Source organism: Kitasatospora sp. NPDC101235, assembly GCF_044767505.1.
Classification (GTDB): Bacteria; Actinomycetota; Actinomycetes; order Streptomycetales; family Streptomycetaceae; genus Kitasatospora.
The window spans coordinates 111578-135513 of the sequence record NZ_JBIWNZ010000013.1 but is presented as its reverse complement, the minus strand read 5'-3'; the positions used below and the strand labels follow the sequence as shown (position 1 = coordinate 135513).

At 72.8% G+C, this 23936-nt stretch carries 19 protein-coding genes; 9 read left to right on the top strand and 10 right to left on the bottom strand.

The genetic code is table 11. The features are described 5' to 3' along the window. The first annotated feature begins 386 nt into the window (after nucleotides 1-386). Entirely contained in the window at nucleotides 387-3056 is a 2670-nt protein-coding gene (locus tag ACIRRH_RS22560; protein ID WP_403070185.1) for a SpoIIE family protein phosphatase, read from the top strand. A gap of 105 nt (nucleotides 3057-3161) precedes the next feature. Here ACIRRH_RS22560 and ACIRRH_RS22555 read toward each other — a convergent pair whose 3' ends face one another. Then, entirely contained in the window at nucleotides 3162-3449 is a 288-nt protein-coding gene (locus ACIRRH_RS22555) for a hypothetical protein (protein WP_403070183.1), read from the bottom strand. A gap of 217 nt (nucleotides 3450-3666) precedes the next feature. On the opposite strand from ACIRRH_RS22555, the gene ACIRRH_RS22550 reads away from it, so the two are divergent. From ACIRRH_RS22550 to ACIRRH_RS22525, 6 genes are all read left to right on the top strand, one after another. Beyond that, complete coding sequence (locus tag ACIRRH_RS22550) at nucleotides 3667-4866, top strand: FAD-dependent oxidoreductase (protein WP_403070180.1); 1200 nt, start codon at nucleotides 3667-3669, stop codon at nucleotides 4864-4866. Nucleotides 4867-5029: 163 nt separating this feature from the next. Beyond that, the gene (locus tag ACIRRH_RS22545) at nucleotides 5030-6454 is read left to right on the top strand and encodes a rhodanese-like domain-containing protein (protein ID WP_403070177.1); all 1425 of its coding nucleotides are present in this window, start codon (nucleotides 5030-5032) and stop codon (nucleotides 6452-6454) included. Further along, a complete protein-coding gene (locus ACIRRH_RS22540; protein ID WP_403070174.1) occupies nucleotides 6451-7248 on the top strand; it encodes a sulfite exporter TauE/SafE family protein in 798 nt (265 codons plus the stop codon). Before ACIRRH_RS22545 ends, ACIRRH_RS22540 begins: the two co-directional genes overlap by 4 nt. 123 nt (nucleotides 7249-7371) lie before the next feature. Beyond that, nucleotides 7372-8196: a GntR family transcriptional regulator gene (locus ACIRRH_RS22535; RefSeq protein ID WP_403070171.1), complete on the top strand. Its 825-nt coding sequence runs from the start codon at nucleotides 7372-7374 to the stop codon at nucleotides 8194-8196. Between the two features lie 182 nt (nucleotides 8197-8378). Further along, nucleotides 8379-9395: an alcohol dehydrogenase AdhP gene (gene adhP / locus ACIRRH_RS22530; RefSeq protein ID WP_403070473.1), complete on the top strand. Its 1017-nt coding sequence runs from the start codon at nucleotides 8379-8381 to the stop codon at nucleotides 9393-9395. A gap of 43 nt (nucleotides 9396-9438) precedes the next feature. Further along, a complete protein-coding gene (locus ACIRRH_RS22525) occupies nucleotides 9439-9918 on the top strand; it encodes a universal stress protein (RefSeq protein ID WP_403070168.1) in 480 nt (159 codons plus the stop codon). A gap of 129 nt (nucleotides 9919-10047) precedes the next feature. On the opposite strand, the gene ACIRRH_RS22520 is transcribed toward ACIRRH_RS22525, so the two are convergent. The 8 genes from ACIRRH_RS22520 to ACIRRH_RS22485 form a co-directional block, all read right to left on the bottom strand. Then, the gene (locus ACIRRH_RS22520) at nucleotides 10048-11880 is read right to left on the bottom strand and encodes an alpha-keto acid decarboxylase family protein (RefSeq protein WP_403070165.1); all 1833 of its coding nucleotides are present in this window, start codon (nucleotides 11878-11880) and stop codon (nucleotides 10048-10050) included. Continuing rightward, on the bottom strand, nucleotides 11877-13985 hold the full coding sequence (locus ACIRRH_RS22515; RefSeq protein ID WP_403070163.1) for a flavin monoamine oxidase family protein: 2109 nt from the start codon (nucleotides 13983-13985) through the stop codon (nucleotides 11877-11879). Before ACIRRH_RS22515 ends, ACIRRH_RS22520 begins: the two co-directional genes overlap by 4 nt. Before the next feature lie 25 nt (nucleotides 13986-14010). Then, a complete protein-coding gene (locus tag ACIRRH_RS22510; protein ID WP_403070160.1) occupies nucleotides 14011-15498 on the bottom strand; it encodes a Dyp-type peroxidase in 1488 nt (495 codons plus the stop codon). Between the two features lie 123 nt (nucleotides 15499-15621). Further along, complete coding sequence (locus ACIRRH_RS22505) at nucleotides 15622-16956, bottom strand: cryptochrome/photolyase family protein (protein ID WP_403070157.1); 1335 nt, start codon at nucleotides 16954-16956, stop codon at nucleotides 15622-15624. 238 nt (nucleotides 16957-17194) lie between these two features. After that, nucleotides 17195-17446: a hypothetical protein gene (locus tag ACIRRH_RS22500; RefSeq protein ID WP_403070154.1), complete on the bottom strand. Its 252-nt coding sequence runs from the start codon at nucleotides 17444-17446 to the stop codon at nucleotides 17195-17197. Between the two features lie 326 nt (nucleotides 17447-17772). Continuing rightward, a complete protein-coding gene (locus tag ACIRRH_RS22495; protein ID WP_403070151.1) occupies nucleotides 17773-18441 on the bottom strand; it encodes a DedA family protein in 669 nt (222 codons plus the stop codon). 187 nt (nucleotides 18442-18628) lie between these two features. Continuing rightward, nucleotides 18629-19195 carry a hypothetical protein gene (locus ACIRRH_RS22490; protein ID WP_403070471.1) on the bottom strand — a complete coding sequence of 189 codons (567 nt, stop codon included), beginning with the start codon at nucleotides 19193-19195 and terminating at the stop codon, nucleotides 18629-18631. Beyond that, nucleotides 19141-19692 (bottom strand): sigma factor, encoded by a 552-nt coding sequence (locus ACIRRH_RS22485; protein ID WP_403070468.1) that lies wholly within the window; start codon nucleotides 19690-19692, stop codon nucleotides 19141-19143. Before ACIRRH_RS22485 ends, ACIRRH_RS22490 begins: the two co-directional genes overlap by 55 nt. Before the next feature lie 206 nt (nucleotides 19693-19898). On the opposite strand from ACIRRH_RS22485, the gene ACIRRH_RS22480 reads away from it, so the two are divergent. Next, the gene (locus ACIRRH_RS22480) at nucleotides 19899-21116 is read left to right on the top strand and encodes a GNAT family N-acetyltransferase (protein WP_403070148.1); all 1218 of its coding nucleotides are present in this window, start codon (nucleotides 19899-19901) and stop codon (nucleotides 21114-21116) included. 321 nt (nucleotides 21117-21437) lie between these two features. Here the strand turns inward: ACIRRH_RS22480 and ACIRRH_RS22475 are convergent, their stop codons facing one another. Next, nucleotides 21438-22835: a hydrolytic protein gene (locus ACIRRH_RS22475; RefSeq protein WP_403070145.1), complete on the bottom strand. Its 1398-nt coding sequence runs from the start codon at nucleotides 22833-22835 to the stop codon at nucleotides 21438-21440. A gap of 214 nt (nucleotides 22836-23049) precedes the next feature. Between ACIRRH_RS22475 and ACIRRH_RS22470 the strand changes: the two genes are divergently transcribed. Next, nucleotides 23050-23784, top strand: coding sequence for a LuxR C-terminal-related transcriptional regulator (locus ACIRRH_RS22470; RefSeq protein WP_403070142.1), 735 nt, complete (start codon nucleotides 23050-23052; stop codon nucleotides 23782-23784). The last annotated feature ends 152 nt before the right edge of the window (nucleotides 23785-23936 follow it).

Sequence of the window (23936 nt, the reverse complement as noted above, 5' to 3'; positions counted from 1 at the left end):
GAGGGCCGGCTCCTGTGTACCGGACGTCATGGGAAGAGAAGGCCGGCGCCCTTTTCGACGCAGAGCCGTGGGACGACCGTCGGTTGTCGGGCGCCGTCGAGGTGCTGTCGAAGAAGTGGGTCGCCGGTCTCGCCCTCCCCTTGTTCGTCGAGTGGGCCAAGGATCAGTCGGAAAACGTGACGTCTGCAACCGAATAATCCCGCGGTGGCCGGTGTCATCACGGCGTCAGGCTCGCCCCGGAAAGCCCCGTTCAGCGGACTGAGCCCGCGTCTGTACGGCCCGCCGGCGAAGCGATGGACCCGGCCGACCGGTGCTGGTCGGACCGGGTCCAGCCGGGACGGGTGCCGGTGTGGTGGGCGGTGCGGTGCGGGCCCGGGCGGTAAGACATGGGGATGCGACAGAACCTGAATCACCATCGGGACCACGGCGACGGCCGGCCGGGCCGCCTCCCCGGTGTTCGGGCGACGATCGGTAGCGTCGCCGGCCAGGTGTTCCTGGTGCAGGTGCTGATCGTCGTCCTGCTGGTCACGGCGGCGGTGGTCGCACTGGTGTTGCAGGCCCGCGCCAGTCGGCGGCAGGAGGTGCGGGCCCGGTCGCTCGCCGCCGCCGAGGCTTTCGCGCACGCCCCCGGCCTGGTGGCCGCGCTCCAGGCGCCCGACCCGACGGCGACGCTCCAACCGCTGACCGAGGCAGCCCGGGGCCCGGCCGGCCTCGACTTCATCGTCGTCATGAACCGCGACGGCGTCCGGTACACCAATCCGCTGCCAGACGAGATCGGGAAGCCCTTCGTCGGCTCCATCGCCCCGGCCCTCGCCGGCCGGGTCGTCGTCGAGACCGCCGACGGCCCGTTCGGCGAGGATGAGCAGGCGGTCGTCCCCGTGGCGGACGCGGGCGGCGCGGTCGTCGGCGCGGTGTCCGCCGGCCTGCCCCTCAGCCGTGCCGACAGCCTGATCGGCCAGGAGCTGCCGGTCATCATCGGGGCCGGCGTCGCCGCGCTCGCGCTGGCCGTGGCGGGTACGGGGTTCGCCGCCCGTCGGCTGCGACGGCAGACCCACGGGCTCGGCCCGGCCGAGGTGACCAGGATGTACGAGCACCACGACGCGGTGCTGCACGCCGTCCGCGAGGGCGTCGTCATCGTTGGCGAGGACGGCCGGCTGCTGCTGGCCAACGACGAGGCACGCCGCCTGCTCGACCTGCCGCCCGGCGTCGAGGGCCGTCCGGTCGCCGAGCTCGGCCTCGACGACCGGACGGCAGGGCTCCTGCTCGCCCACCGGGCCGTCAGCGACCGGATGCTCCCCGCCGGGCAGCGGCTGCTGGCCGCGAACGTCCGCCTCGCCGGCGCCGGAAGCGTCACCACCCTGCGGGACTCCACCGAACTGCGCACCCTGGCCGGCCGGGCCGAGATCGCGCAGGACCGGCTGCGCCTGCTGTACCGGGCGGGCACGGCCGTCGGCACCACCCTCGACGTCTCCACCACGGCGCGGGAGCTCGCCGAGCTGGCCACGGCCGGCCTCGCCGACTACGCCTCCGTGGACCTCGCCGACCCTGTCCTGCGCGGAGAGGAACCGCCGCCGCCCGCTCCGGGGGAGCCGGTCGAGCTGCGCCGGGTCGCGCGCAGCGGTGCCCCGGACGACTCCCCGCTCTACCGCCCCGGCGAACTGATCCGCTTCCCGGCCCCCACCCCGCCCGCGGTCGGCTTCGTCAGCGGTCGGCCCGTCCTGGTCCCCGACCTGGCCGCCGACGTCGGCTGGCGAACCCAGAAGCGTACCCGGGAGACCCTGGAACACGGGCTCCTCTCGCTCATCACCGTCCCGCTGAAGGCCCGCGGCGTGCTGCTCGGCATCGCGAACCTGTGGCGGCTGCACGAGAGCGGGCCGTTCGACCAGGACGACCTGTCACTCGCCGGAGAACTGGCCGCCCGCGCCGCCGTCTGCATCGACAACGCCCGCCGCTTCACCCGCGAACACGCCGTCGCCGTCGCCCTGCAACGCAGCCTGCTGCCGAGCGCCACCCCCGCACAGGACGCCCTCGACGTCGACGCCCGCTACCTGCCCGCGCGGACCGGCGTCGGCGGAGACTGGTACGACGTCATCCCGCTGCCCGGCGCCCGTGTCGCGCTCGTCGTCGGCGACGTCGTCGGCCACGGCCTGCACGCGGCCGCCACGATGGGACGGCTGCGCACGGCCGTCCGCAACTTCTCGACCCTCGACCTGTCGCCGGACGAAATCCTCGGCCACCTCGACGAGTTGGTCACCCTCATTGACGAGGAGGCGGACGGCGAAGCGCCGGTCACCGGTGCCACCTGCCTGTACGCGGTCTACGACCCCACCAGGGGCACCTGCACCCTGGCCCGCGCCGGGCACCCGCTGCCCGTCCTCGTCCACCCGGACGGCACCGTCGAGTACCCCGAGCTGCCCGCCGGTCCACCGCTCGGGCTGGGCGGTCTGCCGTTCCGGACCGAGGAGTTGACGCTTCCCGAGGGCAGCAGGCTGGTGCTGTACACCGACGGGCTGGTCAAGGACGGTGGGGAAGGCCCGCCGGACCGGCTCTCCGCACTGACCGACACCCTCGGCGAGGCCGGCCGCACGCCCCGTGAGACCTGCGATGCCGTCCTGGACGCGCTGCGGCCGGACCGGCGCGGCGACGACGTCGTCCTGCTCGTCGCCCGCACCCGTCGGCTGGCCGCCGACCGGATCGCCGAATGGGACCTGCCGGCCGATCCCGCGGTCGTCGCGGACGTGCGGGCCGGCGCGGCGGAGCAGCTGACCCGCTGGGGTCTGGACGACGCGGTGTTCACCACCGAACTGGTCCTCAGCGAGCTGGTCACCAACGCCATCCGCTACGGCCGTACCCCGATCCGGCTGCGCCTGTTCTACGACCACAGCCTGATCTGCGAGGTCTCCGACGGCAGCAGCACCTCGCCGCACCTGCGGTACGCGGCGGACGAGGACGAGGGCGGGCGCGGCCTGTTCCTGGTCGCCCAGCTCACCGACCGCTGGGGCACCCGCTACACCGCACGGGGGAAGATCATCTGGGCCGAGCAGTCCGTCCGATGAGCGACGGCGGGGCGCCGCGCGCGACCGGCGCGGTTTTCCGGTGCGAGCACCGCAGGCGGTGTCCCGCGCCGGGCCGGTGGCCGCTGGTCGCCGTTCGCCCGGGGCCTACCGTGCGGTGAGGCGGCGGCTGAGGTCGTTCAGGTAGCCGGTGCCGTAGGCGTCCGCGAGGTCGTCGAGGTCGATCATCGGCGGGATGTCGATCACGGGCTGGCGCTCGACGAGGAAGGCCACCGTCTCGTGGACGATCCTGGTTTCGTCGGCGCCGGCGATCTGCGGCAGGTCGAGGACGCCGTCGGTGACCCGGATCCGGGCCTCGGCCTCGGCGGCGCCCTCGCGGACCCGGACCAGGTGCTCGTGGTCCCCCAGGGGCTCGACCTGAATCTCGACTCCCATGGCGATCTCCGCCTTTCCGTGCGCTCCGGGCCGTGCGGCCGCAACTGTGTGGATGCTAACGCCTGGCCGGCGTGGCGGTGGTGTCAGCTGCTCGCGTGCCCCACCGGCGGCGTCCCGGCGGCGTCGTGCCACCGAGGCAAATGTACGGACAAAAGCTTGCAGTCGGGGTGGCTGATGCCTAGATTAATGTCCGTACATTTGGCCAGGGAGGCCCCCTTTGATAACCAAGCATCACCGGATCGTGATCATCGGCGGCGGGACCGCGGGGATCTCGGTCGCGGCCCGGCTCCGCCGCGCCGGCGAGCGGGACGTCGCGGTGCTCGATCCGAGCGACCGCCACTACTACCAGCCGTTGTGGACGCTGGTCGGCGGCGGGCGGGCGCCCCTGGCGGAGAGCATCCGGCCGCAGGCGTCCGTCATGCCGAAGGGCGTGGAGTGGATCCGCCGCGCCGCGGTCGCCGTCGATCCCGAGGCCCGGGAGGTGACGCTCGACGACGGCGGCATCGTCTCCTACGACCACCTCGTGGTCTGCCCCGGCATCCAGCTGGACTGGGACCGCGTGCCGGGCCTGGAGGCCGGGCTCGGCAGGGACGGGCTGTCCAGCAACTACCTGCCGCAGCACGCCCCCGCGACCTGGCGCTTCATCCGCGAGACCCGCTCCGGCAGCGCGGTGTTCAGCATGCCGACCGGTGCCATCAAGTGTGGCGGCGCCCCGCAGAAGATCGCCTACCTGGCCGCCGACTACTGGCGCCGGGAAGGCGTGCTCGGCAAGATCGACGTCCACCTGGTGATCCCCGGCGCCGCCATCTTCGGCGTCCCGGAGTTCGCCCGCGTACTCGACGACGTGGTGCGCCGGTACGGCATCAAGGTGCACTACGGGAGCGAGGTCACCGAGGTCCGTCCCGACGCCCGCGAGGTGGTCGTCACCGACCTGGGGACCGGGGGCAGGACGACCCTGCCGTACGACGTCGCTCACCTGGTGCCGCCGCAGAGCGCCCCGGACTGGGTCAAGCGCAGCCCGCTCGCCGGTGCCGACGACCCGGCCGGCTACGTCGAGATCGACAAGCACACCATGCGGCACGTCCGCCACCCCAACGTGTGGGCGCTCGGTGACGCCGGATCATCCCCGAACTCCAAGACCGGCGCCGCTGTGCGCAAGCAGGCGCCCGTGCTCGTCGAGAACCTCCTCGCCACCATCAAGGGCCGGGAACCCAGGGCCGCCTACCACGGCTACGCCTCCTGCCCGCTGACCACCGCCCGCAACAAGATGCTGCTCGCCGAGTTCGACTACAGCGGTCGGCCCACCCCGTCGATCCCGGTGATCAACACCATCCGCGAGCGCACCGACATGTGGTACCTCAAGCGGCACGGTCTGCCGTTCCTCTACTGGAACCTCATGCTCCGCGGGCTCGCCTGACCCCCACAGGGCGCACCCCGGATTCCCCGCGCAATCCACCGCCCAGGCCCCCTGCACCGTCGCCGCCTCGCGCCCACGGCGCGCGGCCGTGCGACCTCCCCCGTCCAGCGCCCCGTCCTCAAGGCCACAGGGCGCACCCACCGTCCATCCTCAGGAGCTTGCGATGACGAAGCCCGCCGGACCACTGGTGTTCGTGCAGTTCTACCTCGACTGCCTCTCCCACGCCTCGTACCTCGTCGGTGACCGCACCACCGGCCGGGCCGTCGTGGTCGACCCCCAGCGCGACATCCACGACTACATCACCACCGCCGACCAGCACGGTCTGACCATCGAGCGGGTCATCGAGACCCACATCCACGCGGACTTCCTCTCCGGCCACCTGGAGCTGGCCGAGCGCACCGGCGCGCGCATCTCCTACGGCTCCGCCGCCGCACTCGACTTCGACACCGACCCCCTGGGCGACGGCGAGCACCTCAGCCTCGGCGGGGTCGACCTGGAGATCCTGCACACCCCCGGCCACACCCCGGAGTCGATCTGCGTCGTCGTGCGCGAACACGCCGGCGACGCCATCCCGTTCGGCGTGCTCACCGGCGACACGCTGTTCATCGGCGACGTCGGCCGCCCCGACCTGCTCAGCTCGCGCGGCCGGTCCGCCGAGGAGATGGCCCGCTCCCTCTACCACTCCACCCGCGCCCTGCTCACCCTCCCCGACGACACGCGCGTCTACCCGGCGCACGGAGCCGGCTCGGCCTGCGGCAAGAACCTCTCCACCGAGCTGAGCTGCACGATCGGCAACCAGCGCCGTGGCAACTACGCCCTGGCCGACATGACCGAGGACGAGTTCGTCTCCGTCGTGACCGAAGGCCAGCCCGCCGCGCCCGCCTACTTCGCGTTCACCTCGGTGCGCAACCGCCAGGCCCGTCCGGTCCTGGACGAGGACACCCCCGTCTCCCCGCTCACCCCGGAGGCGTTCCTCCAGGCCCGGGCGGGCGGCGCCACCGTGCTGGACACCCGGGATCCGGAGGCGTTCGCCGCCGCCCACCCGCACGGCGCGGTCAACATCCCCCTCGGTGGCCGGTTCGCCGAACTCGCCGGCCAGGTGCTCGACGCCCAGGACGCGATCATCCTGTGCGGCGACCCGGACACCGCGACCGAGGCCCGGACCCGCCTGGCCCGGATCGGCTTCGACCGCGTCCTGGGTGCCCTGGCCGCCCCGGTGGATGCTCTCGGCGCTGCGCACCTGACCGCCACCGCGCGGGTGGACGCCGATACCCTCGCCTGCCAACTCGCGGAGCCCGCGCGCGACTTCGAGCTGCTGGACGTGCGCGGCCCGGGCGAGGTGCGGGACAAGGGCACCATCCCCGGCGCCCGGCTCATCCCGCTGCCCGAACTGCTCGCCCGCCTGAGCGAACTGCCGACCGAGCAGCCGCTGACCGTGATCTGCGCGGGCGGCAACCGCTCCTCGGTGGCCGCGTCCGTGCTGCGCGCCCGCGGCTTCGAGGCCATCGACCTGCGCGGCGGCTTCGCCGCATGGCACGGCGAGGTCGCGCACCCCGCCGACCAGGCCCCGGACGGCGTCACGGCGTGAGCGTCCTGATCACCGCTCTGCTCTGCGGAGCCGTGGTCGGCGTGGCCCTCGGCGCGCTGGGCGGTGGCGGGGGAGTGCTCGCGGTCCCGGCCCTGGTGTACCTGCTGGGGGTCGCGCCCTCCGAGGCCGGGACCACCAGCCTGGTCATCGTCACCGCCACCTCCGTCACCGCGCTCGTCCGCCACGCCGGCACCGGCAACATCAGCTGGCGGACCGGCTCACTGTTCGCCGCGGCGGGCGTGCTCCCCGCCATCGGGACGTCCGTGCTCGCCCACCGCATCCCGCAGTCGGTGCTGACCTCCGCGTTCGCCGTCCTGGCCGCACTGGCCGCCGCGGCGATGCTGCGCGGCACCCGAACCGCGCAGCGCGCGCCGACCGGGGACGGCGGCGCCGCCGTCGGTCCGCCCGCGCAGCCGGCCGGCAGGAACGGGCCCCTGGGCACCGTCGCGGCCGGAGCCGGCCTGGGGGCGGTGACCGGGCTGCTGGGAGTCGGCGGCGGCTTCCTCGCGGTGCCCGCGCTGGTGTCCGTGCTCCGGCTGCCGATGCGCAAGGCCGTCGGTACCAGCCTGGTGGTCATCCTCGTCAACTCCGTCGTCTCGCTCGCCACCCGCCTGACGGTCACGGGCATATCCCTCGACCCGGCGGTCTTCGGGCCGTTCGTGGGCGCCGCCGTCCTCGGTGCGTGGGACGGCAAGCGACTGGCGGCCAAGCTCACCGGCACCGCCCTGCAGCGGGCCTTCGCCGTCGTCCTGCTCGCGGTGGCCGCCTTCATGCTGATCGGCGTCATCGCCTGACGGCCCCCGCAACCGCTGCCCGGGACACCCCCGCCCGGGCAGCGGTCGCCACCCGTCGGCGCCCGCCTCGACCGGCGGGCGCCGATTTTGTGCTATCCCCCCGAAGGTACGAACATTCACTCCGTGTCCCGCACCACCCATCCGACCCCTGACCCCCAGGACGGCGCCGTGACCTCCGAGCCCGGCCCCAGGCCCCTCACCCGATCCACGGGCAATCCGCTCTGGGCGCAGCTGCGCGCCGACCTGCTGCGCCGGCTGGACGGGGGCGAGTTCCGCGACGTCTTCCCCGGCGAGCACGACCTCGTCGCCGAGTACCAGGTCAGCCGGCACACGGTCCGCGAGGCCCTCCGCAAGCTCCGTGAAGAAGGCCTCGTCACCGCACAGCGCGGCAAGGCCTCCAGGTTCACCGCGAGCCGCCCACTGGAGCAGGACGTCGGCGAGGCGTACAGCCTCTTCCGCGCCGTCGAGGAGGTCGGCGCCGTCCAGCGCAGCATCGTGCGCGCGCTCGACCGGCGCGCCGACGGCGTCATCGCCGCCCGACTGGGACTCGAGGAGTCCACGCCGCTCGTCTACCTCGAACGCATCCGCCTGGCCGACGAGGAACCACTGGCCGTCGACCGGATCTGGCTGCCCGCAGACGTGGCCCACCCGCTGCTGGACGTCGACTTCACCCACACCTCGCTCTACGACGAACTCGAACGCCACTGCGGCAGCCGCATCTGCGGCGGCTGGGAACGCATCCGCGCCGTCGTCCCCGGCCAGGGGGAGCGCATCCTGCTCGACTGCCCCGAGACCACCGCGCTGCTCGCGATCGACCGGCTCGGCCACGACACCGGCGGGCGCCTGATCGAATGGCGCCAGACGCTCGTCCGCGCGGACCGCTTCGCCGTCGCAGCCGCGTTCTCCGCACACGACTACCGGCTGGGTGCCTCGGTCCAGACGCCCTGACGGGAACACGCCCCTCGGAGCCGTCCGCATCGGCTGACCACGGCAAGCGGGGACCTTCGGCCTTGGACGGGTGTACCTCCCGGCCCCAGCGGACGCCGGGCCGAGGCGGTGGGATGAAGGCAACGCGGTACCGGTGGACACCGGAACCGCCGCTCCGCCACCGCCAGAAGGGCAGGACCATCATGAAGGCCGCCGTCGTCCACGATTTCACCGCTCCGCTGGTCGTCGAGGACCGTCCGGTACCCGAGCCGGCCGCGCACCAGGTCCGGGTCCGGATCGAGGCCTCCGGCCTGTGCCACACCGACATCCACGCGGCCCACGGCGACTGGCCGGTCCGGCCCAGCCCGCCGTTCGTCCCCGGGCACGAGGGCGTCGGCATCGTCGAGGCGGCCGGTGACCTGGTCCGGCACGTGCGGGTGGGCGAGCGGGTCGCCATCCCCTGGCTCGCGGACGCCTGCGGACGCTGCGACCAGTGCGTCTGCGGCTGGGAGACGCTCTGCCTCCAGCAGCACAACAGCGGCTACTCGGTGGACGGCGCCTACGCCCAGTACGCGCTCGCGCACGGCGACTACGTCGTCCCCGTCCCCGACGGCATCGACCCGATGGACGCCGCACCGCTGTCCTGCGCCGGCGTCACCACCTACAAGGCCCTCAAGGTCTCCGGCGCCCGCCCCGGCACCCGGGTCCTGATCTCCGGCATCGGCGGCCTCGGCCACCTCGCCCTCCAGTACGCCCGGATCTGCGGCGCCGAGACCATCGCCGTCGACGTCACCGACGACAAACTCGCCCTCGCCCGCGACCTCGGCGCCGACCACGTCATCGACGCCCGCACCCAGGACGTCGCCACCGAGGTCCAGGCCCTCGGCGGAGCCCACGCCGCGATCGCCCTCGCCGTCAGCAACACCTCCTTCCAGGCCGCCTACGGCGCCCTGCGCCGCGGCGGCACCCTCGTCCTGGTCGCCCTCCCGGCCGGCGGCAAGCTCGAACTGCCCGTCTTCGAGACGGTGCTGAACGGCACCAAGGTGATCGGCTCGATCGTCGGCACCCGCGAGGACCTCGCCGAGGTCTTCCGCCTGCACGCCCTCGGCCGCACCCGGGTGATCCGCGAGACCCGCCGACTCGAGGACGTGAACGCCTGCTTCGACGAGGTCCTGAGCGGCAAGGTCTCCGCCCGCCTGGTCTTCGACCTGCGCGGCTGAGGCCCGGCCCGCGATCCACAATCCGAGAGAAGAGGAAGGGAACATGAACGAGACGGCGGCACAGCGGCGGATCGTGGTGGGCGTCGACGGATCGGTGTCCTCGCGCGCCGCCCTGCGGTGGGCGGTGCGGCAGGCCACCCTGGTCGGCGCCACGGTCGAGGCGGTGATCACCTGGGAGTACCCGGCCATCTACGACTGGGGTGTGGCCGTGGTCGACGCGGAGGTCGCCGGGTACGCCGGCAAGGCGCTCGCCGAGGCCGTCGCGCAGGAGACGGGCCCGCAGTGCCCGGTCGAGGTGCGCGAGCGGGTGGAGTACGGCAACGCCGCCCAGGTCCTGTTGAAGGTCGCCGACGGTGCCGAACTCCTGGTGCTCGGAAACCGCGGCCACGGGGGCTTCGCCGGGGCGCTGCTCGGCTCGGTCAGCCAGCACTGCGTCCAGCACGCCTCCTGCCCGGTCGTCGTCGTCCGGGACACCGGGCACGAGCACGCCGAGGATGCCAACGGGCCGGCCGCCGGCCGGTGACCCGGCCCCGGCCGGTCTTCTGCCGGGCCGGTCACGCAGTCGCCGATGCGGCTCGGCCCGAGGTCCGGCAGCCGGCACCGAGCACGCACCGGCCCTCGTCGGGGACGAGGGCCGGTGGACTCGGGGCGGCTACTTGCAGCTCTCGTCGATCTTGTACTGGAGCGCCTTCGGGTAGTCGTGCCGGCTGAGCCGGACGCGCGCCAGGATCGGCGCGTGGTTGATGTCGTTGCCGGCATCGGCGATGTCCAGCAGGAGTGAGTCGAGCTCGGCGTGGGTGGTGAGCTCGTACCCGTGCATCCGGTCCTTGTCCGTGCCGAAGACCTCGGCCAGCTTCTCGTAGCGCCACGGGTGCAGCACGTTGTAGAAGTCGGCCCCGTCGGACGGCTTCTCCTTGTAGTAGCAGGGGCTGACCAGCATCTGCTCGATGCCGTAGAAACCCTCGTTGTCCAGGACGAAGACCACCGGCCGCAGGTGGTGACGTACCTGGGTGGACAGCTCCTGGCAGATCTCCTGGAACGAGCCGTCCCCGACGAACACCATCGGGCGCTTCATCGGCTGCTGCCGGCCCAGCGCCACGCCGGTGGCCGCGCCGACGGAGTAGCCGATGGACAGCCAGCTGTTCTGCGCCAGGAAGCCGGCCCGCTCGGTGATCCGCAGGTTCATCGAGCCGAGCAGCGCGAACGCCGCGTCCGAGACCACCGTGAACGGCGAGGCGGCCTGTTGGTCCCCGCCGGCGGCCTGGTGCTCCAGGAAGTGGTTGATGTGCTGGAAGAAGCTGTCGTAGGTCAGCTCCGGCGGGTACTGGTCGGTGCTCAGCGAGTCCAGGAAGGCGGCCGTGCTGGCCGGGACGTCCAGGCCCGCCGCGTGCGCCAGCGCGAAGTGGTCGGCCGGGAAGGTCTGTCCCGCCAGGGCTTTGCTCAACGCGGTGATGAAACGGCCGAGTTGCACTTCGGGGAAGTACGTGGCGCCGACGCTGACTCCGTCGCGTGCCGCCACGATCCAGTCGTCGCCGATGGACTGCTCGCCGCCGAGGTTCTTGGACGTGGACCAGGTTCCCAGGCCGATCCGGCACCCCGCGTTCTTGAAGGTCTTCCGGATCTCCGGCAGGCTCGCCTTGCCGTTGTAGACGCCGGCGAACAGCGGGTGCCGTTCGGACACCACGGACTTCGCGCCGACCGTGGTGCAGAACTGCATCCGGGTGGACTGCACGAACTCCAGCAGCTCGTTCTCCAGCCGCAGGCGGACCAGTTCCTCGCCGGCCCAGACGATCGGTGTGCCGAATTTCCTGATCAGCTCCACCGCCGCCGTGACGGCCTTCTCCAGCATGTCCTTGTTCCGCTTGGTGAACGTCCGCTCGTGAGCGCGGAGTTCACCCTTCGGAGGCTCGCAGGGCGCGTGCCAGAGGTCCTCCATGACCTCCAGGTAGACCGGCTTGCGCTCGGTCAGGCACGCGGTGATCGCGCTGTCGATCTGCGAGGGCGCGAGTCCCGGGTTGGAGAGCACCTGTGCGTCCACCGTGACCTGCCGGTAGACGTCGAGGTTGCTCTCCCGGCGCGGGCTCATGTGCGAGGTGAGCAGGCCGACCGCCTGGTAGTTGAGCCATTGCTCGTAGGACGGCGCCGCGTTGATCGCGATCAGCGGTACGTCCTCGACGTACGCGCCGCCGATGGTGTTGAGCAGGCTGAACGCGCCCACCCCGTACGTCACCGCAACGGCTCCGACGCCCTGTTCGCGCTTGTCCGGGTCGGCGTCGGCGGTCCGCACCCGGGCGTAGGCGTCCGCGGCGTAGCCGCCGCCCATCTCGGTCGGGGTGCCGATCCAGCGCACCTTGGTCGTGGCCTGCATGATCGTCAGGAACGGGCCGAGGAAGTCCCCCGGCACCCCGAACAGGTGCCGGATCCCCAACTGCTCAAGCCTGGTGGCCAGGTAGCGGGCCACCGTCCACTCGTCGTCGCCGCTCATCGGCTCAGCGCCTCCTTCCGGCTTTCCCTGCGGGCCTGCACCTCGGGCCGGATCTCCGGTTGAGCCGGAGGCGGCGGCGGGGGCGCCTCGTGCACGGCGATGGCGGCCCGGACGGCGGTCTCCACCGCGCCCTCGATCCAGGCGTGCTTGAGCGAGACGTGCTCGCCGGCGAAGTGCACCGGGCCCTCCGGCTTGACCACGTCGAGGTGGAAGCTGGTCATCTGGTGCGGGGTGTACACCGCCGCCTCACCGAAGGCGTACGGGTCGCGCAGCCAGCTCTGGGTCTTCCCGTAGCCGGTGTAGAACACCTCGATCCGCCGGCCGTGCACCGACTGGAGGTTGCGCAGTGCGTGGACGTAGCGCTCGTAGTCCTCCATGGAGTCCCAGCGCACCGCGTCGTCCGACCAGCTGTAGCTGGCCAGCACCACGCCGCCGCCGTCGCTGTCCGGCACCGGGTGCGAGGGGTAGTACATGAAGCGGTTCGGGTTGTCGGTGGTCGAACCGCCGCCGAAGCAGTTGGTGGCGGGGCGCACGCTCGCCCGCAGCAGCGCGGTGTGCTGGTAGACCTCCCGCTGGGCCTGGCTGATCCGTCGTTCGTCCACGCTCGCGTGCGCGCCGAGCAGCATCTCCGGCAGGTTGCGCGGCGGCCGGTGGCCGTTGTGGGCGGCGGCCACGGCCGCCTCGGCGTCCTCCTCGCCGGCCCGTTGGTAGTACTCGTACAGGCCGGGTGCGATGGATTCGAGTTCCACCTTCCAGTCCGCCTCGGTGAACTCCCACCAGCGGCGGGAGAACTCCAGCAGCACCTTGGTGGCCTGGTCGTAGTGGGTCTCGATGATCGCCCGGCGCTTCTTGTACGAGAACGGGGGCGTCACCTGGACGAACCGCATGGCGGAGAAGGGGACCGTGACGATCGCGAAGTCGCCCTTCCAGACTTCGGGTTCGGCCTCCGGGTCGTGCTCGGGGACGGTCAGAACGGCGACCTGCGGCCCGTTCGGGCCGACGTTGCGGCCTCCCCCGCCGTCCCGGTGCGGGTCCCAGTACTCCATCCGGATCATCCGCTCGCCCATCCGCAGCTCCTCCCGGAGCTCCTCGGCGAGCGCGTCGGGCAGCTTCCAGCTGCCGCCCGCGATCTCCCAGTAGGTGGCGTTCGGGTTGATGTCGCTGCGGCCCAGGAAGGTGTGGAAGAAGGCCAGGTGCAGCCGCGAGGTCATGTTCTCGATCGTGCCGATCGCCTCGATGGCCTCGTCGCTGAAGCCCGCGTACTCGCGCAGGAAGCGGCCCATCGAGTAGCCGTCGAATTCGTGGATCACCCGGGTCCAGCCGTCCAGCCACTCGGCGAACGGCTTGTTCACCCGCTTGCCGTCCTTGATCACCGAGTAGTAGTCGCGGATCGGCTCCAGGGCCCGGTTGACCAGGTCGGCGGCAGTGATCCGCACCTCGTCGCCGGTGAGGTGGAAGCCCTCGTTGACGCAGCTCGGGTCGGCGGCGTACTCCTCGCGGCGGGCCTGGATCCGGTTGGTGCGGATCCAGGAGTTGAAGCGCTTGACCGGTTCGCGGAACTCCGGGCTGTCCGCGCCGTACTTCCAGACCTTGCCGGGTTCGAAGGACTCGTAGACCACCGGTGGGACTGGCGCGTTCTGGTTGCCGGTGTCCGGATCGACGTCGACGTTGAAGAACAGCTGCCGGCGCAGGCCGAGACGGTCGACCAGCGCGAGGATGAGCGGGTGGAAGCTGGGCAGCCGCATGGCCCCGGCTTCCGCGTACTGATCCGGGTCGTAGAACGGTCCGTCGACCTCGTCGTCGGTGGAACGGAAGGTCTTGATCCGCCCGCCCACCCGGCTGGCGTTGGCCTCCAGGATGGTGACGTTGTGTCCGGCGTCCTTGAGCAGCTTCCCGGCGACCAGGCCCGCGATGCCCGCGCCGACGATCAGCACGTCCTTGGGCTCGCCCGTCTCCGGGATGCCGTCCTTGATCAGGACGTCGAGGTAGCGCAGCTTCAGGTCCTTGCCGTCCGGACCGACCAGCAGCAACTCGCGCGCCAGCTGCCGACAGGTCTGCCAGCGGGCGCGGTCACCGGCGGTGCCTTCGATGAGGGGGTTCTCCATGGTGTCTCCTCAGTGCGCCGGCCGGTCAGGAGCCGACCGGCTTGTTGGGGAGGTCCTTGCCCTCGGCGAGGAGACGCAGCGTGGTGATCGACGGGGTGAAGGCGTAGAGCGCGCCCGTGGTGCGGACGAAACGCTTCATGTCGACCGTGCCGTGGGTGCCGTCCGCGAGTCCGATCCCGGCCTTGCCGGCGAGGCCGATGACCTTGTCGAAGCCGTTGGGGACGTTGGGGGCCTTCGGGTCTCCGGGGGTGAACCCGGGGTTGTTGGACCAGTGCTGTTGGACCAGCTCGAACTGCTCCTCCAGTGATGTGCCGTAACAGACGAACATCAGCCCGCGGTCCTTGCCGTCGTCCGCGCCGCCCTTGAACTCCGGGCCGTACGGGATGCCCCTGCGCATCAGGCGGTGGCTCTTCGGCTTGTCGTCGACGACGCCGGCGAAGGCGCGCGGATGGGTGCGGCGGATGTGGGCGATCCAGGGGGTGTGCTGGCCGATGGGGTCGTTCTCGTAGTCGAAGTCGTTGCGGTCGGAGCCGAGACCGGTCACGGCGCCGACCGGCGGGGCGAGCGGTGTGCCGTCCTTCGCGCGGCCGACCAGGCAGGCGCCGAGCCGGGGGGCGTCCATGGTCCCGGTGAACTGCTTGACGCCGTCCACCACGGCCTTGTTCCAGCCCGCAACGTCCTGGTGCAGTCGGCGCACCACCTGGAGCGAACCGTTCTTCATCCACTCGGGCGCCTTCCGGTCGCCCTTCTCGCTCTTGTGGCCGAAGACGAACTCGCCGGGTTCGATCAGCTCGGTTCCGGCGTGGTTGTCGCGGAAGCCCTTGTTCTCCGGGTTCTCCCGGTGGAAGTCCTTCACGCCGGGCTGGGAGATGCCGTCCTTGTAGCCGAAGTGCTCGTGTCCCTTCAGCGAGCCCGACAGGGTGCGGCCCTGGTCCACGTGGACGCGTGTGACCTGGTGGGTGTTCTCGACCGCATCGAGGTTCTTCAGCTTCTCCTTCAGCAGCTCCTCGGTGTCCGCGGCGACGATGAGGACCGCGTGCACGACCTTGTCGCCGGTCCCGGCGCCGAACAGCCAGTGCTTGGGGTCGCTCTCCTCGGTGTCCCCGAGCTCCTTGGCCCGCGCGACCGCGCCCGCGCAGAACGACGTGAAGGTGCTGAGGTCCTTCTTGACCTGATCGGGCTTGTTGGCGACCGTCACCAGGCCCTCGAAGGTGAGCGAGACGCCGCAGCGGACGGCCGTGATGGCGGGGTCGCGGCCGAAGGCCCGGCGGGCCAGCGAGAACTGCTCGTTGAAGTCCTCGGTCTCGCTGGTCGTCGCGACGGTGTTGAGGATCGCGGAGAGCCAGCCGCGGCCCTTGGTGGCGTCCGGGAAGTGCAGGTAGCGGAAGTCCGTGAAGTCCTTGTTGAACGCCGCCAGGATGTTGCCCTGGATGTCGGTGTTCGTACGCAGCTTCGGCTGGGGCAGCTGCTCGATGGACGGTACGGCGGTGGGGCGGGTGGGGGTCGTGGTCACGCTCGGGCTCCTCGGTTGCAGGCAGGGGCGATCACAGGATGCGACGGGTTAGACACTCAACGTAGCTTCATCGTCGAGAGTCCTGTCAACCGGACGTCAGCCGCCCGACGGGCTCACGCAGTGTCACCGCACGGAGTCGACGGGATTGCCGCGGGCACGGCGGAACCGGTCCGTGAGGGCGTCCGGGGCGATGAGCGGGGCCGGGTAGTCGGGGGCGAGCTGCCAGGGTCGGTGTACGGCGGGCCCGGGCAGGTGGGCGAGTTCGGGCACCCAGCGGCGCACGTACGCCCCGTCCGGGTCGTACCGGTCGGCCTGGCGCAGCGGGTTGAGCACCCGGTTGGGGCGGGTGTCCGTGCCGGTGCCCGCGACCCACTGCCAGTTGAGCTGGTTGTTGGCGAGGTCCCCGTCGACCAGCAGCGACAGGAAGTGCGCGGCGCCGATCCGCCAGTCCAGGTACAGGTTCTTCGCGAGGAAGCCCGCCGTCAGCAGACGGGCCCGGTTGTGCATCCAGCCCTCCTCGGCGAGCTGGCGCATCCCGGCGTCGACGATCGGGTAGCCGGTACGGCCCTGCCGCCAGGCCTCGGCCTCGCGCTCGTCCCGGTGCCAGTGGTCGTCCCTGGCCCGGTAGTCGCGGTGCGCGGCGTCCGGGCGGGCGGCGAGGACCTGGTGGTGGAAGTCGCGCCAGGCGAGCTGCCGGACGAAGGCCTGCGCCCCCTCGCCGCCGTGCCGCAGGGCGCGCTCGACGAGTTCGGTGGGGGACAGGCAGCCGAAGTGCAGGTACGGGGAGAGCCGGGAGGTGGCGTCGGCGGCGAGGTCGTCGTGGACCTGCGCGTACGCGTCGACGTCCCAGCGCCGCCACCGTTCGCGCGCGGCGGTCTCGCCCCCGGATGGCAGGGCCGGGGAGAGCGGCCCGGTGTGGAGCAGGTTGTCGCTGCCGAGGCCGCTCGGGGTGTCGATCGCCCGGGGTGCGCCCAGCACCGTGCGGCGGGGCGCCAGCTGCCAGGCGTGGTGGTACGGGGTGAAGACCGCGTAGTGGTCCCGGCCGGCCGGGGTGATCCGGCCCGCCGGGACCACGGTCAGCGAGGCGTCGTGGACGTGCAGGCGGTCGCCGAAGTGCTCGCGCAGCCGCGCCTCCCGCCGGTGCGCGAAGGCACTGACGCCCGCGGCGACGTGCACGGTGGCGGCACCGGCCCGGGCGGCGACCCGGGCCGTCTGCTCGGCGGGCTCGCCGCGGCGCACGATCAGCCGGGAGCCGGTCCGGCGCAGTGCGGCGTCCAGGTCGGCGAGGCAGTCGGCCAGGAACGCCTGCCGGTTGGGCGCGGCGAACCCGGCGCCCTCGACGGCGGGGTCCAGGACGAACAGCGGGACGACCTGGTCGGCCGCGGTCCTGGCGGCGTGCAGCACGGGGTTGTCGTGCAGCCGCAGGTCCTGGGTGAACAGGGCGATCGATACGGTCACGGGTGGGGCCTCGCAGGTGGTGCCGTCGGGTGCGCGGATGCTCCGCACCCGGTCTTCGGAGCCAGCCGCGCGGCGGATTGCTCCGGACGGCCGTCGGTCCCGCAAGGTCCGGCCCGGTCGCGCACACTGCCGCTGCCGGGACGCCCGCGCCCCGGCAGCGGTCCGGATCGCCGGTTCACGAGGGCGAGGTGGACGGCGACCTGGGAGTTCTCGATCCCTCCGGCGGTGCAGACGGGGCCTACGGCGCCACGGCGTCCGCCGCGGGCGGCTCGGGTTCCTCGTCGTCGTCCGGCTCCGCCTTCTTCCGGACATCGGCCGGGGTGGGCGCCGTGATGGAGCGTTCCTCGGCGGAGCGCTCCCGGGCCCCGACCCGGCCCTCGGCCTTCGCCCGGACATCGCGCGGGGTCGGGGCCGTGATCGCGCGTTCCTCGGCGGACCGTTCCTGTGTCGGCTGGTCCGGCTGCGTTCCGTGGTCGTCGGGTGTGGTCATGGCTCGTTCCCCTTTCCGGGTCCTGGGCTTCGGGGTTACCGGGCGGCTGCCCCGAATGTCCGGTTCCGAACCGGGTGGACGAGGTCGGGCGGCCCGGCACGGCGCCGGTTCCGGCGGCCGTCGGCCTCTCGACCGTAACCCCGGGCCGGAAGCCGCGCTGCCGGACGCGACGGGCGACGCCACCGGCGCCCGTCACCTCGCCACGCGGTGACCGTGGCCCACCTCCACTCGGACCGGTGACCGTCGGCGCTCGGCGGTTGCCCGAGAACCGCGGGCTCCCGGCATCGGGGAAACGGCGACGGGGTCCCGCTCCCGGCGGTGCGGCGTCAGGGCTTCTTCTTCCGGTCGTCCCGGTCGCCTTGGCCGTCCCGGTCGTCCCGGGGCGGGGTGCGAGCCTCGGACCTGCGTCGGCGCAGGCGCCAGACGACCAGGGTGATGACGACGAACGCGGCGATCAGGAGGGCGAGGGCACGGCCGACAGCGCCCTCGACCTGGGTGTAGGCGGCTCCGGCGAAGTAGCCGAGGAGGGTGAACCCGGCGCCCCAGATGAGGCCGCCGAGCGCGTTGAACAGCAGGAAGCGGGGGTACGGCATACGGGAGGTGCCGGCCAGGGCGGGCATCATGGCGCGGAAGAAGGCGACGAACCGGCCGAAGAAGACGGCGGCCGGCCCGCGTCGGCGAATCAGGTCCTGGGCCTGGCCGATCCGGTCCGCATGGCGCCGCATGGGGCGGGTGTCGAGGATCTTCGGGCCGATCCGGCGGCCGATCTCGAAGCCGGTGGAGTCGCCGAGAACGGCGGCGCCGACCACGACCAGGACGAGCCAGCCGATGGAGACCTTGCCCTGGTTGGCGAGGAACCCGCCGAGGACTGCGGCGGTCTCGCCGGGGATGACGAAGCCGAAGAAGAGGGCGTCCTCGGCGAACACGAGGGCCCCGACGACCGCGTACACGACCGGGCCGGACAGGCCGCTCAGCCAGTCGGTGATCGAGCTCATCAGCCACCCCGTTCGGGAGCGACGTCCCTCTCCCCTCTCCGCTTCAATGTAACGCTTGCGGCCTTCGGGGACCCGGCTCGGTGTCGGCGGCGCTCCCGACGGGCGGGGGGTGCCCGCCACCACTCGATCGGGTGACTGTCTCCGGGCTCCGGTTCACTCGACCGGGGTAGCCGGCCGATGGCCCGGCTCACGCGGTGACGGTCCGCTCCAGGAGGTCGAGCGCTTTCGCCAGGGTCCGCGGGCCCGCGGTGCCGTCCGGGAGGCCGGAGCGGCCCCAGCCGGGGCCGGTGGCCAGGACCAGCGCCCGGCCGCGGGAACCGCGCGGGCCCCACGTGGAGTCGGCCACCCGCCGGACCAGCTCGTGGTCGGCGGTGAGCGGGAACTGCGACCAGAGCACCACGGCGCCCGGGCCGATCCGGTGCACCGCGTCCAGCAGCGCCCCGGGCGGGACGGCCGCGCCCAGCATCCGGAAGGGCAGCGCCCGTTCGTCCAGGCCCGCCGCGGCCGCCTCCAGGGCCAGGCTGTGCTGCTCGTCGGGCATCGCGGCCAGCAGGACGGGCGGCGCGGGCCGGGCCCTGGTGGGCCGTACGGCCGCGGCGCGCAGGGCGGTGGACACGTGCCAGGACAGCAGGTGCTCGACCTCGACGTACTGCTCGCCGAAGGAGGCCCACTTGCGTCCGGTCGCGCGCAGCGCGGGCATCATGACCTCCGTCCAGGCGGCGACGATCCCGAGCGCATCCACCGCCTCCCGCAGGATCCGGGCGACCTCGGGGGAGTCCAGGCGGACGGCGGCCTGGGCCAGGCCGCGGCACTCGGGGCGGACCGCGCCCATCCGCAGCGTGCGGCCGCCGCTCGGGCCGTGGCCGGCGGCCGGCGACGACCCGGCGGCCGGCGACGGCCCGGCTGTTCCCGCAGGGCCGCCCGAAGTTCGCGGTCGGCGGCGGCGCGCGCCGCCCTGGCCCGGTCCACCGCCCGGCGGTGGGCGATGGTGAGCACCCAGGCCATGACCGTTCCACGGGCCGGCCGGTAGGCGGCGGTGCGCCAGACCTCCAGCAGCACCTCCTGGGCCACCTCCTCGGAGTGGGCGGGGCTGCGCAGCGTCCGCAGCGCGATCCCGTACACCGGGGCCGCCACGGCCCGGTACAGCCCCGCGTACGCCGCCCGGTCGCCCCGGGCCACCGCCGCGACCAGGGCGCCCAACTCCGCGGCCGGCACCGGGACGGGCGCGGCGGCGGGCGCCGTAGCGGGCACGGCGGCGAGGGGCGGGTGGGCTCGCGTGGTCACACCGGCACTGTGCAGCGTTTCGGAACGGCGAGACCACTCGCAGCCTTTGTGCAGCGTTTCGCTCCGGAAGCCCGCCCGCCGGTAATTCGGTTGACCGGCCCGCGCGGTAACGCTGCACTTCGGGGAGCGCCACAACGGGTGGCGCCGGTATTGCGGGGAGGCAACAGCACCACATGGAGATCCGTTCCACGACCGACCAGGACCTCGGCACCTTCGTCGACACCTTCCATGCCGCGCTGGGGCGCTTCCCGGATGCCCCGGACGCGAACGGCGGCGGAGTCTGGTGGGCGGCGACCGAGATGGACCGCAATCTGCTCGCCGTGACGGCGGACGGACGGCCCGTCGGCACCGCCGGTGCGCACACCTTCGAGCTCACCCTGCCCGGCCGGGTCGTCGTCCCGGTCGCCGGGGTGACGGCCGTCGGCGTCCTGCCCACCCACCGTCGCCAGGGCATACTCACCGCAATGATGCGGCGTCAGCTCGCCGATCTGCGGGCCCGGGGGGAGTTCCTCTCCGTGCTGCTGGCCTCCGAGGCCGGGATCTACGGCCGGTTCGGCTACGGACCGGCGACGTACACCCAGCGACTCACGGTGCAGCGCCACCAGGCCGCCTTCGCCGCTCCCAGGGCGCAGGGGGCCGGAGCGTCGGCGAGCGGCTCGGTCGAACTGCTGCGGCGGGCTGAGTGCGGGGAGACCGTGGAGGAGGTCTACGACCGCTACCGCCGGGTCCAGCCCGGCGCGCTGTCCCGGCCGCGCCGCTGGTGGCAGCTGGGCGCGGGGCAGGTCCCGATCGCCCCGACGCCGCGTTACGTCGCCGTCCACCGGGACGCCGACGGCACCCCGGACGGGTACGCCAGCTACTGGATCGGCGACGACACCCTGACGGTGGACGAGACCATCGCCGTCGACGACGCCGGCTACACCGACCTGGCCCGGTTCGTGCTCGGCCACGACCTGGTCGCCCAGGTCGCGTTCCGCCACTACCCGCCCGACCACCCGCTGCGCTGGCAGCTCGCGGACTTCAACGCGGGCCAGCTGAGCAACCACACCGACTGGCTGTGGGTGCGGCTGCTGGACGTGCCGCGCGCGATGACCTCGCGCGCCTGGTTCACGGACGGCGAGCTCGTCCTGGACGTCGACGACCCGTTCCTCGGCGAGCACCACCGGTACCTGCTGACCGTCCGGGACGGGAAGGCCGAGTGCGTCCCGACGGAGCGCGAGCCCGATCTGTCCCTGGACGTGCGGGACCTGGGTGCGGTCTACCTCGGCGGCACCGCCCCGAGCGCACTCGTCCGGGCCGGGCACATCCGCGCCCACCGCCCCGGCGCGGCCGTCCTCGCCGACGCCCTGTTCCATGCCGAGCGCTCCCCGCACTGCCTGCACTGGTTCTGATCCGGCGGCCGCCGACGGCGGTCACGCCGAACGGGATCACGCCGAACGGGATCACGCCGAACGCCGGCCTCGCCCTCGAACGGGCGGGGCCGGCGTTCGGCGTTCCCGGGGCACACCGCATCGCCCGAAGGGGCGGACCGGTTGCCCCGCAGGACCAGGCCGGTTGCCCCGGAAGGACAGACCGCGGCGCGTTGCGGGCGGGTCGGCTTTGTCCGTACGGGTGCACGATGCAACAGTGTCCGTCGGGTGTTGACATGGTCACGAGATGTGAGGGGAGATGCGGGAGGAGGGGGAATCCGGAGACGGACGGGCCGGAAACGTTCAGTTCCCCGGCCGGATGTCGCTCAACGTCCCGCTGATGTTGAGGAGTTCGTGGCACGCGGCCGCCTGCTTGCCCGAGGCCGGAGTGCCCGGCGCCTCGCAGGTCACGTTCGCCGTCACGGCCTGGTCCTCGGGGACCTGGATGGGAGTCACCCAGTGGTAGTCCTGGTTGCGGAAGGTCTCCAAGGCGATGGTGGTGATCGTCTTGTTGCCGGCCGTGATGGTCACCACGCCTTGGTCGCCCTGGAAGTTGGCGACCACGATGTCGGTGATGTCGAGGACCTTGCCGTGCGGCACCGGGTAACTGCCCGTCCCGGCGGCGCCGTTCGCGGTCTGCACGTCGATCGTTTCGGAGAACTGCTGCCCGGTCCCCGGCACCGCCGGGCCCACGCCGGGGCCGCCCTGACTGCCCGGGCCGGCGGTCGGCTTCCCGGCGCCCGGCTTGGTCTGGCCGCCGGGCGTGTTGCCGTTGGAGGGGGCGCCCGACGCGTCGCCGACCGGAGCACCGGCAGGCGGTGTCGGGGTGGCGCTCTGCTGGGCGACGGCCTGCTCGGCGGCCTGCTTCGCGGAGCTGCGCACCGCCGGGCGGACCAGGGCGAACCAGGCCAGCAGCAGCGCGATCAGCGCCGCCAGGAGCGCGAGCAGCCACTTGGGGAAGATCGGCAGCTGGAGGAACTCGCCTTCCAGGACGGGCTTCTGGGTAGGTGTCGGCGCGGCCTCCGGAGCGGTCTCGGGCTTGCCTTCCGCCGCCTTGTCGCCGTCCTTGCCGTTCTTTCCGTCCCTGCCGTCCGCCCGCTCCTCCGGGCCCACCGTCACCTCGAACGGCCAGGTCGCCGGTTTGCCGAACCAGATCAGCTTGCGGGTGCGCGCCTGCACCCGCACCTCCCCGGACTCGCCGGGCTCCAGCCGCAGCTTCTCCGGGGTGACCCGGAACCGCAGGTCCTCGCCCGCCTGCCCGGGAGTGAACGTCACACCGGTGGGAGCGTTCCCGAGATTGCGCACCGAGGCCCGGTAGCGTCCGCGCAGCCAGCCGCGGCGACGGCGCGGTGCGAGTGCGGCCCGCAGTTCGTGGAACGGCGTCACGGTGACCGTGGTCTCGGGGACCGTCACCAGATCGGGGCGCTCGGCCGGCAGCACCCGGATGCCGAGCGGGAACTCGCCGGCCCGGGTGGCGGGGGAGCGCGGCGGAGCCAGCCGGACCGTCACCGTCTCGGAGGTCCCCGGGAAGAGCGAGACCCGGGCCGGCTCGACCGTCGTCCACGCGGCGCAGTCGCCGACCGCCTCGAACGTGTAAGCCTCAACGATGTCGAGATCATTACGTACCGTCAGGGTCGTGGTGGCCACGCCACCGGGGGCCACCGTGATTGCTGGCAGGCCGAGTTCGGCGGATGTGGTCATAGCGTGACGGTAGGGCCGTACGGCGCCGAGGGAGAGGGCCGTACGGGCAAGCTAGGGGCACGCCCCTTGCCCGAACGGACCGAACGAAGACCCCGCCCGGTGTGGTCGCGAGCCTGGCCCGGCTCCGCGTGACCCGCCCCCACATTCCCCCGGCCGGCCCCGCCTCGCGGCGGCCGGCCGTCACCCTCGCAGGACCAGAGAATGGAGTAGTTCGATGACGTCGACCGATACAACCCGTGAGGAAGCCGTCACCAACCGTCGGACCCGGGTGGCGCCGCGGCCCGGCAGTGCTGCCGGGCCGCGCGTCCCCGAGCAGTTGCGCGGCAGGCGGGGCGTGCGGGTGGCGGTGTACGCGGAGGACCTCATCCTGCAGACCGGCGTGGTCCAGCAACTGCGCCAGCGGCCCGAGGTGGAGCTGCTGAGCGAGAGCGAGGCCGGACGGGCGGAGGTCTCCCTGCTGGTGGTCGACGCGCTGACCGAGACGGTGACCGAGCACCTGCGCCGGCTGCGGCTCGCCACCTCGGGCCGGATAGGCCTGGTGGTGGGGCACTTCGAGGCCGGCGGGCTGCAGACCATAGTGGAGTGCGGGGTCGCCGCCGTGCTGCGGCGCTCGGAGGCCGACCAGGACCGGCTGGTGCACCTGATCACGGCGCTCGCCAACGGCGAGGGGGTGATGCCGGGAGACCTGTTGGGTGAGCTGCTCGACCGGATCGGGATGCTCCAGCGCACCATGCTTGACGGGCGGGGTCTGACCCTCTCGACGTTGACGGCCCGGGAGGCGGAGATGCTGAAGCTGGTGGCGGAGGGCTTCGACACCAGCGAGATCGCCGCCAAGACGTCGTATTCCGAACGCACCGTCAAGAACGTGCTGCACGAGATCATCACCCGACTGGGGCTGCGCAACCGGGCACACGCGGTGGGGTACGCGATGCGGCGCGGGCTGATCTAGGACCGAGGAGGAAGGGAAGCGGGGGGGGCGCCCCCCCGGGGGGGGGGGCCCCCCGGGGGGGGGGGGGGGGGGGGGGGCGCGCCAAACCAAAACACCGGGGGGGGGGCGGGGGGGGGGGGGGGCCGGGCGCGCGGGGCGCCCGGGCGCGGTGC

Bases quoted from the DNA above. Each gene is read 5' to 3' on its own strand.
- ACIRRH_RS22560 (WP_403070185.1), top strand. From the start codon at position 387: ATGGGGATGCGACAGAACCTGAATCACCATCGGGACCACGGCGACGGC.
- ACIRRH_RS22555 (WP_403070183.1), bottom strand. From the start codon at position 3,449: ATGGGAGTCGAGATTCAGGTCGAGCCCCTGGGGGACCACGAGCACCTG.
- ACIRRH_RS22545 (WP_403070177.1), top strand. From the start codon at position 5,030: ATGACGAAGCCCGCCGGACCACTGGTGTTCGTGCAGTTCTACCTCGAC.
- adhP (WP_403070473.1), top strand. From the start codon at position 8,379: ATGAAGGCCGCCGTCGTCCACGATTTCACCGCTCCGCTGGTCGTCGAG.
- ACIRRH_RS22525 (WP_403070168.1), top strand. From the start codon at position 9,439: ATGAACGAGACGGCGGCACAGCGGCGGATCGTGGTGGGCGTCGACGGA.
- ACIRRH_RS22520 (WP_403070165.1), bottom strand. From the start codon at position 11,880: ATGAGCGGCGACGACGAGTGGACGGTGGCCCGCTACCTGGCCACCAGG.
- ACIRRH_RS22515 (WP_403070163.1), bottom strand. From the start codon at position 13,985: ATGGAGAACCCCCTCATCGAAGGCACCGCCGGTGACCGCGCCCGCTGG.
- ACIRRH_RS22500 (WP_403070154.1), bottom strand. From the start codon at position 17,446: ATGACCACACCCGACGACCACGGAACGCAGCCGGACCAGCCGACACAG.
- ACIRRH_RS22495 (WP_403070151.1), bottom strand. From the start codon at position 18,441: ATGAGCTCGATCACCGACTGGCTGAGCGGCCTGTCCGGCCCGGTCGTG.
- ACIRRH_RS22480 (WP_403070148.1), top strand. From the start codon at position 19,899: ATGGAGATCCGTTCCACGACCGACCAGGACCTCGGCACCTTCGTCGAC.
- ACIRRH_RS22475 (WP_403070145.1), bottom strand. From the start codon at position 22,835: ATGACCACATCCGCCGAACTCGGCCTGCCAGCAATCACGGTGGCCCCC.
- ACIRRH_RS22470 (WP_403070142.1), top strand. From the start codon at position 23,050: ATGACGTCGACCGATACAACCCGTGAGGAAGCCGTCACCAACCGTCGG.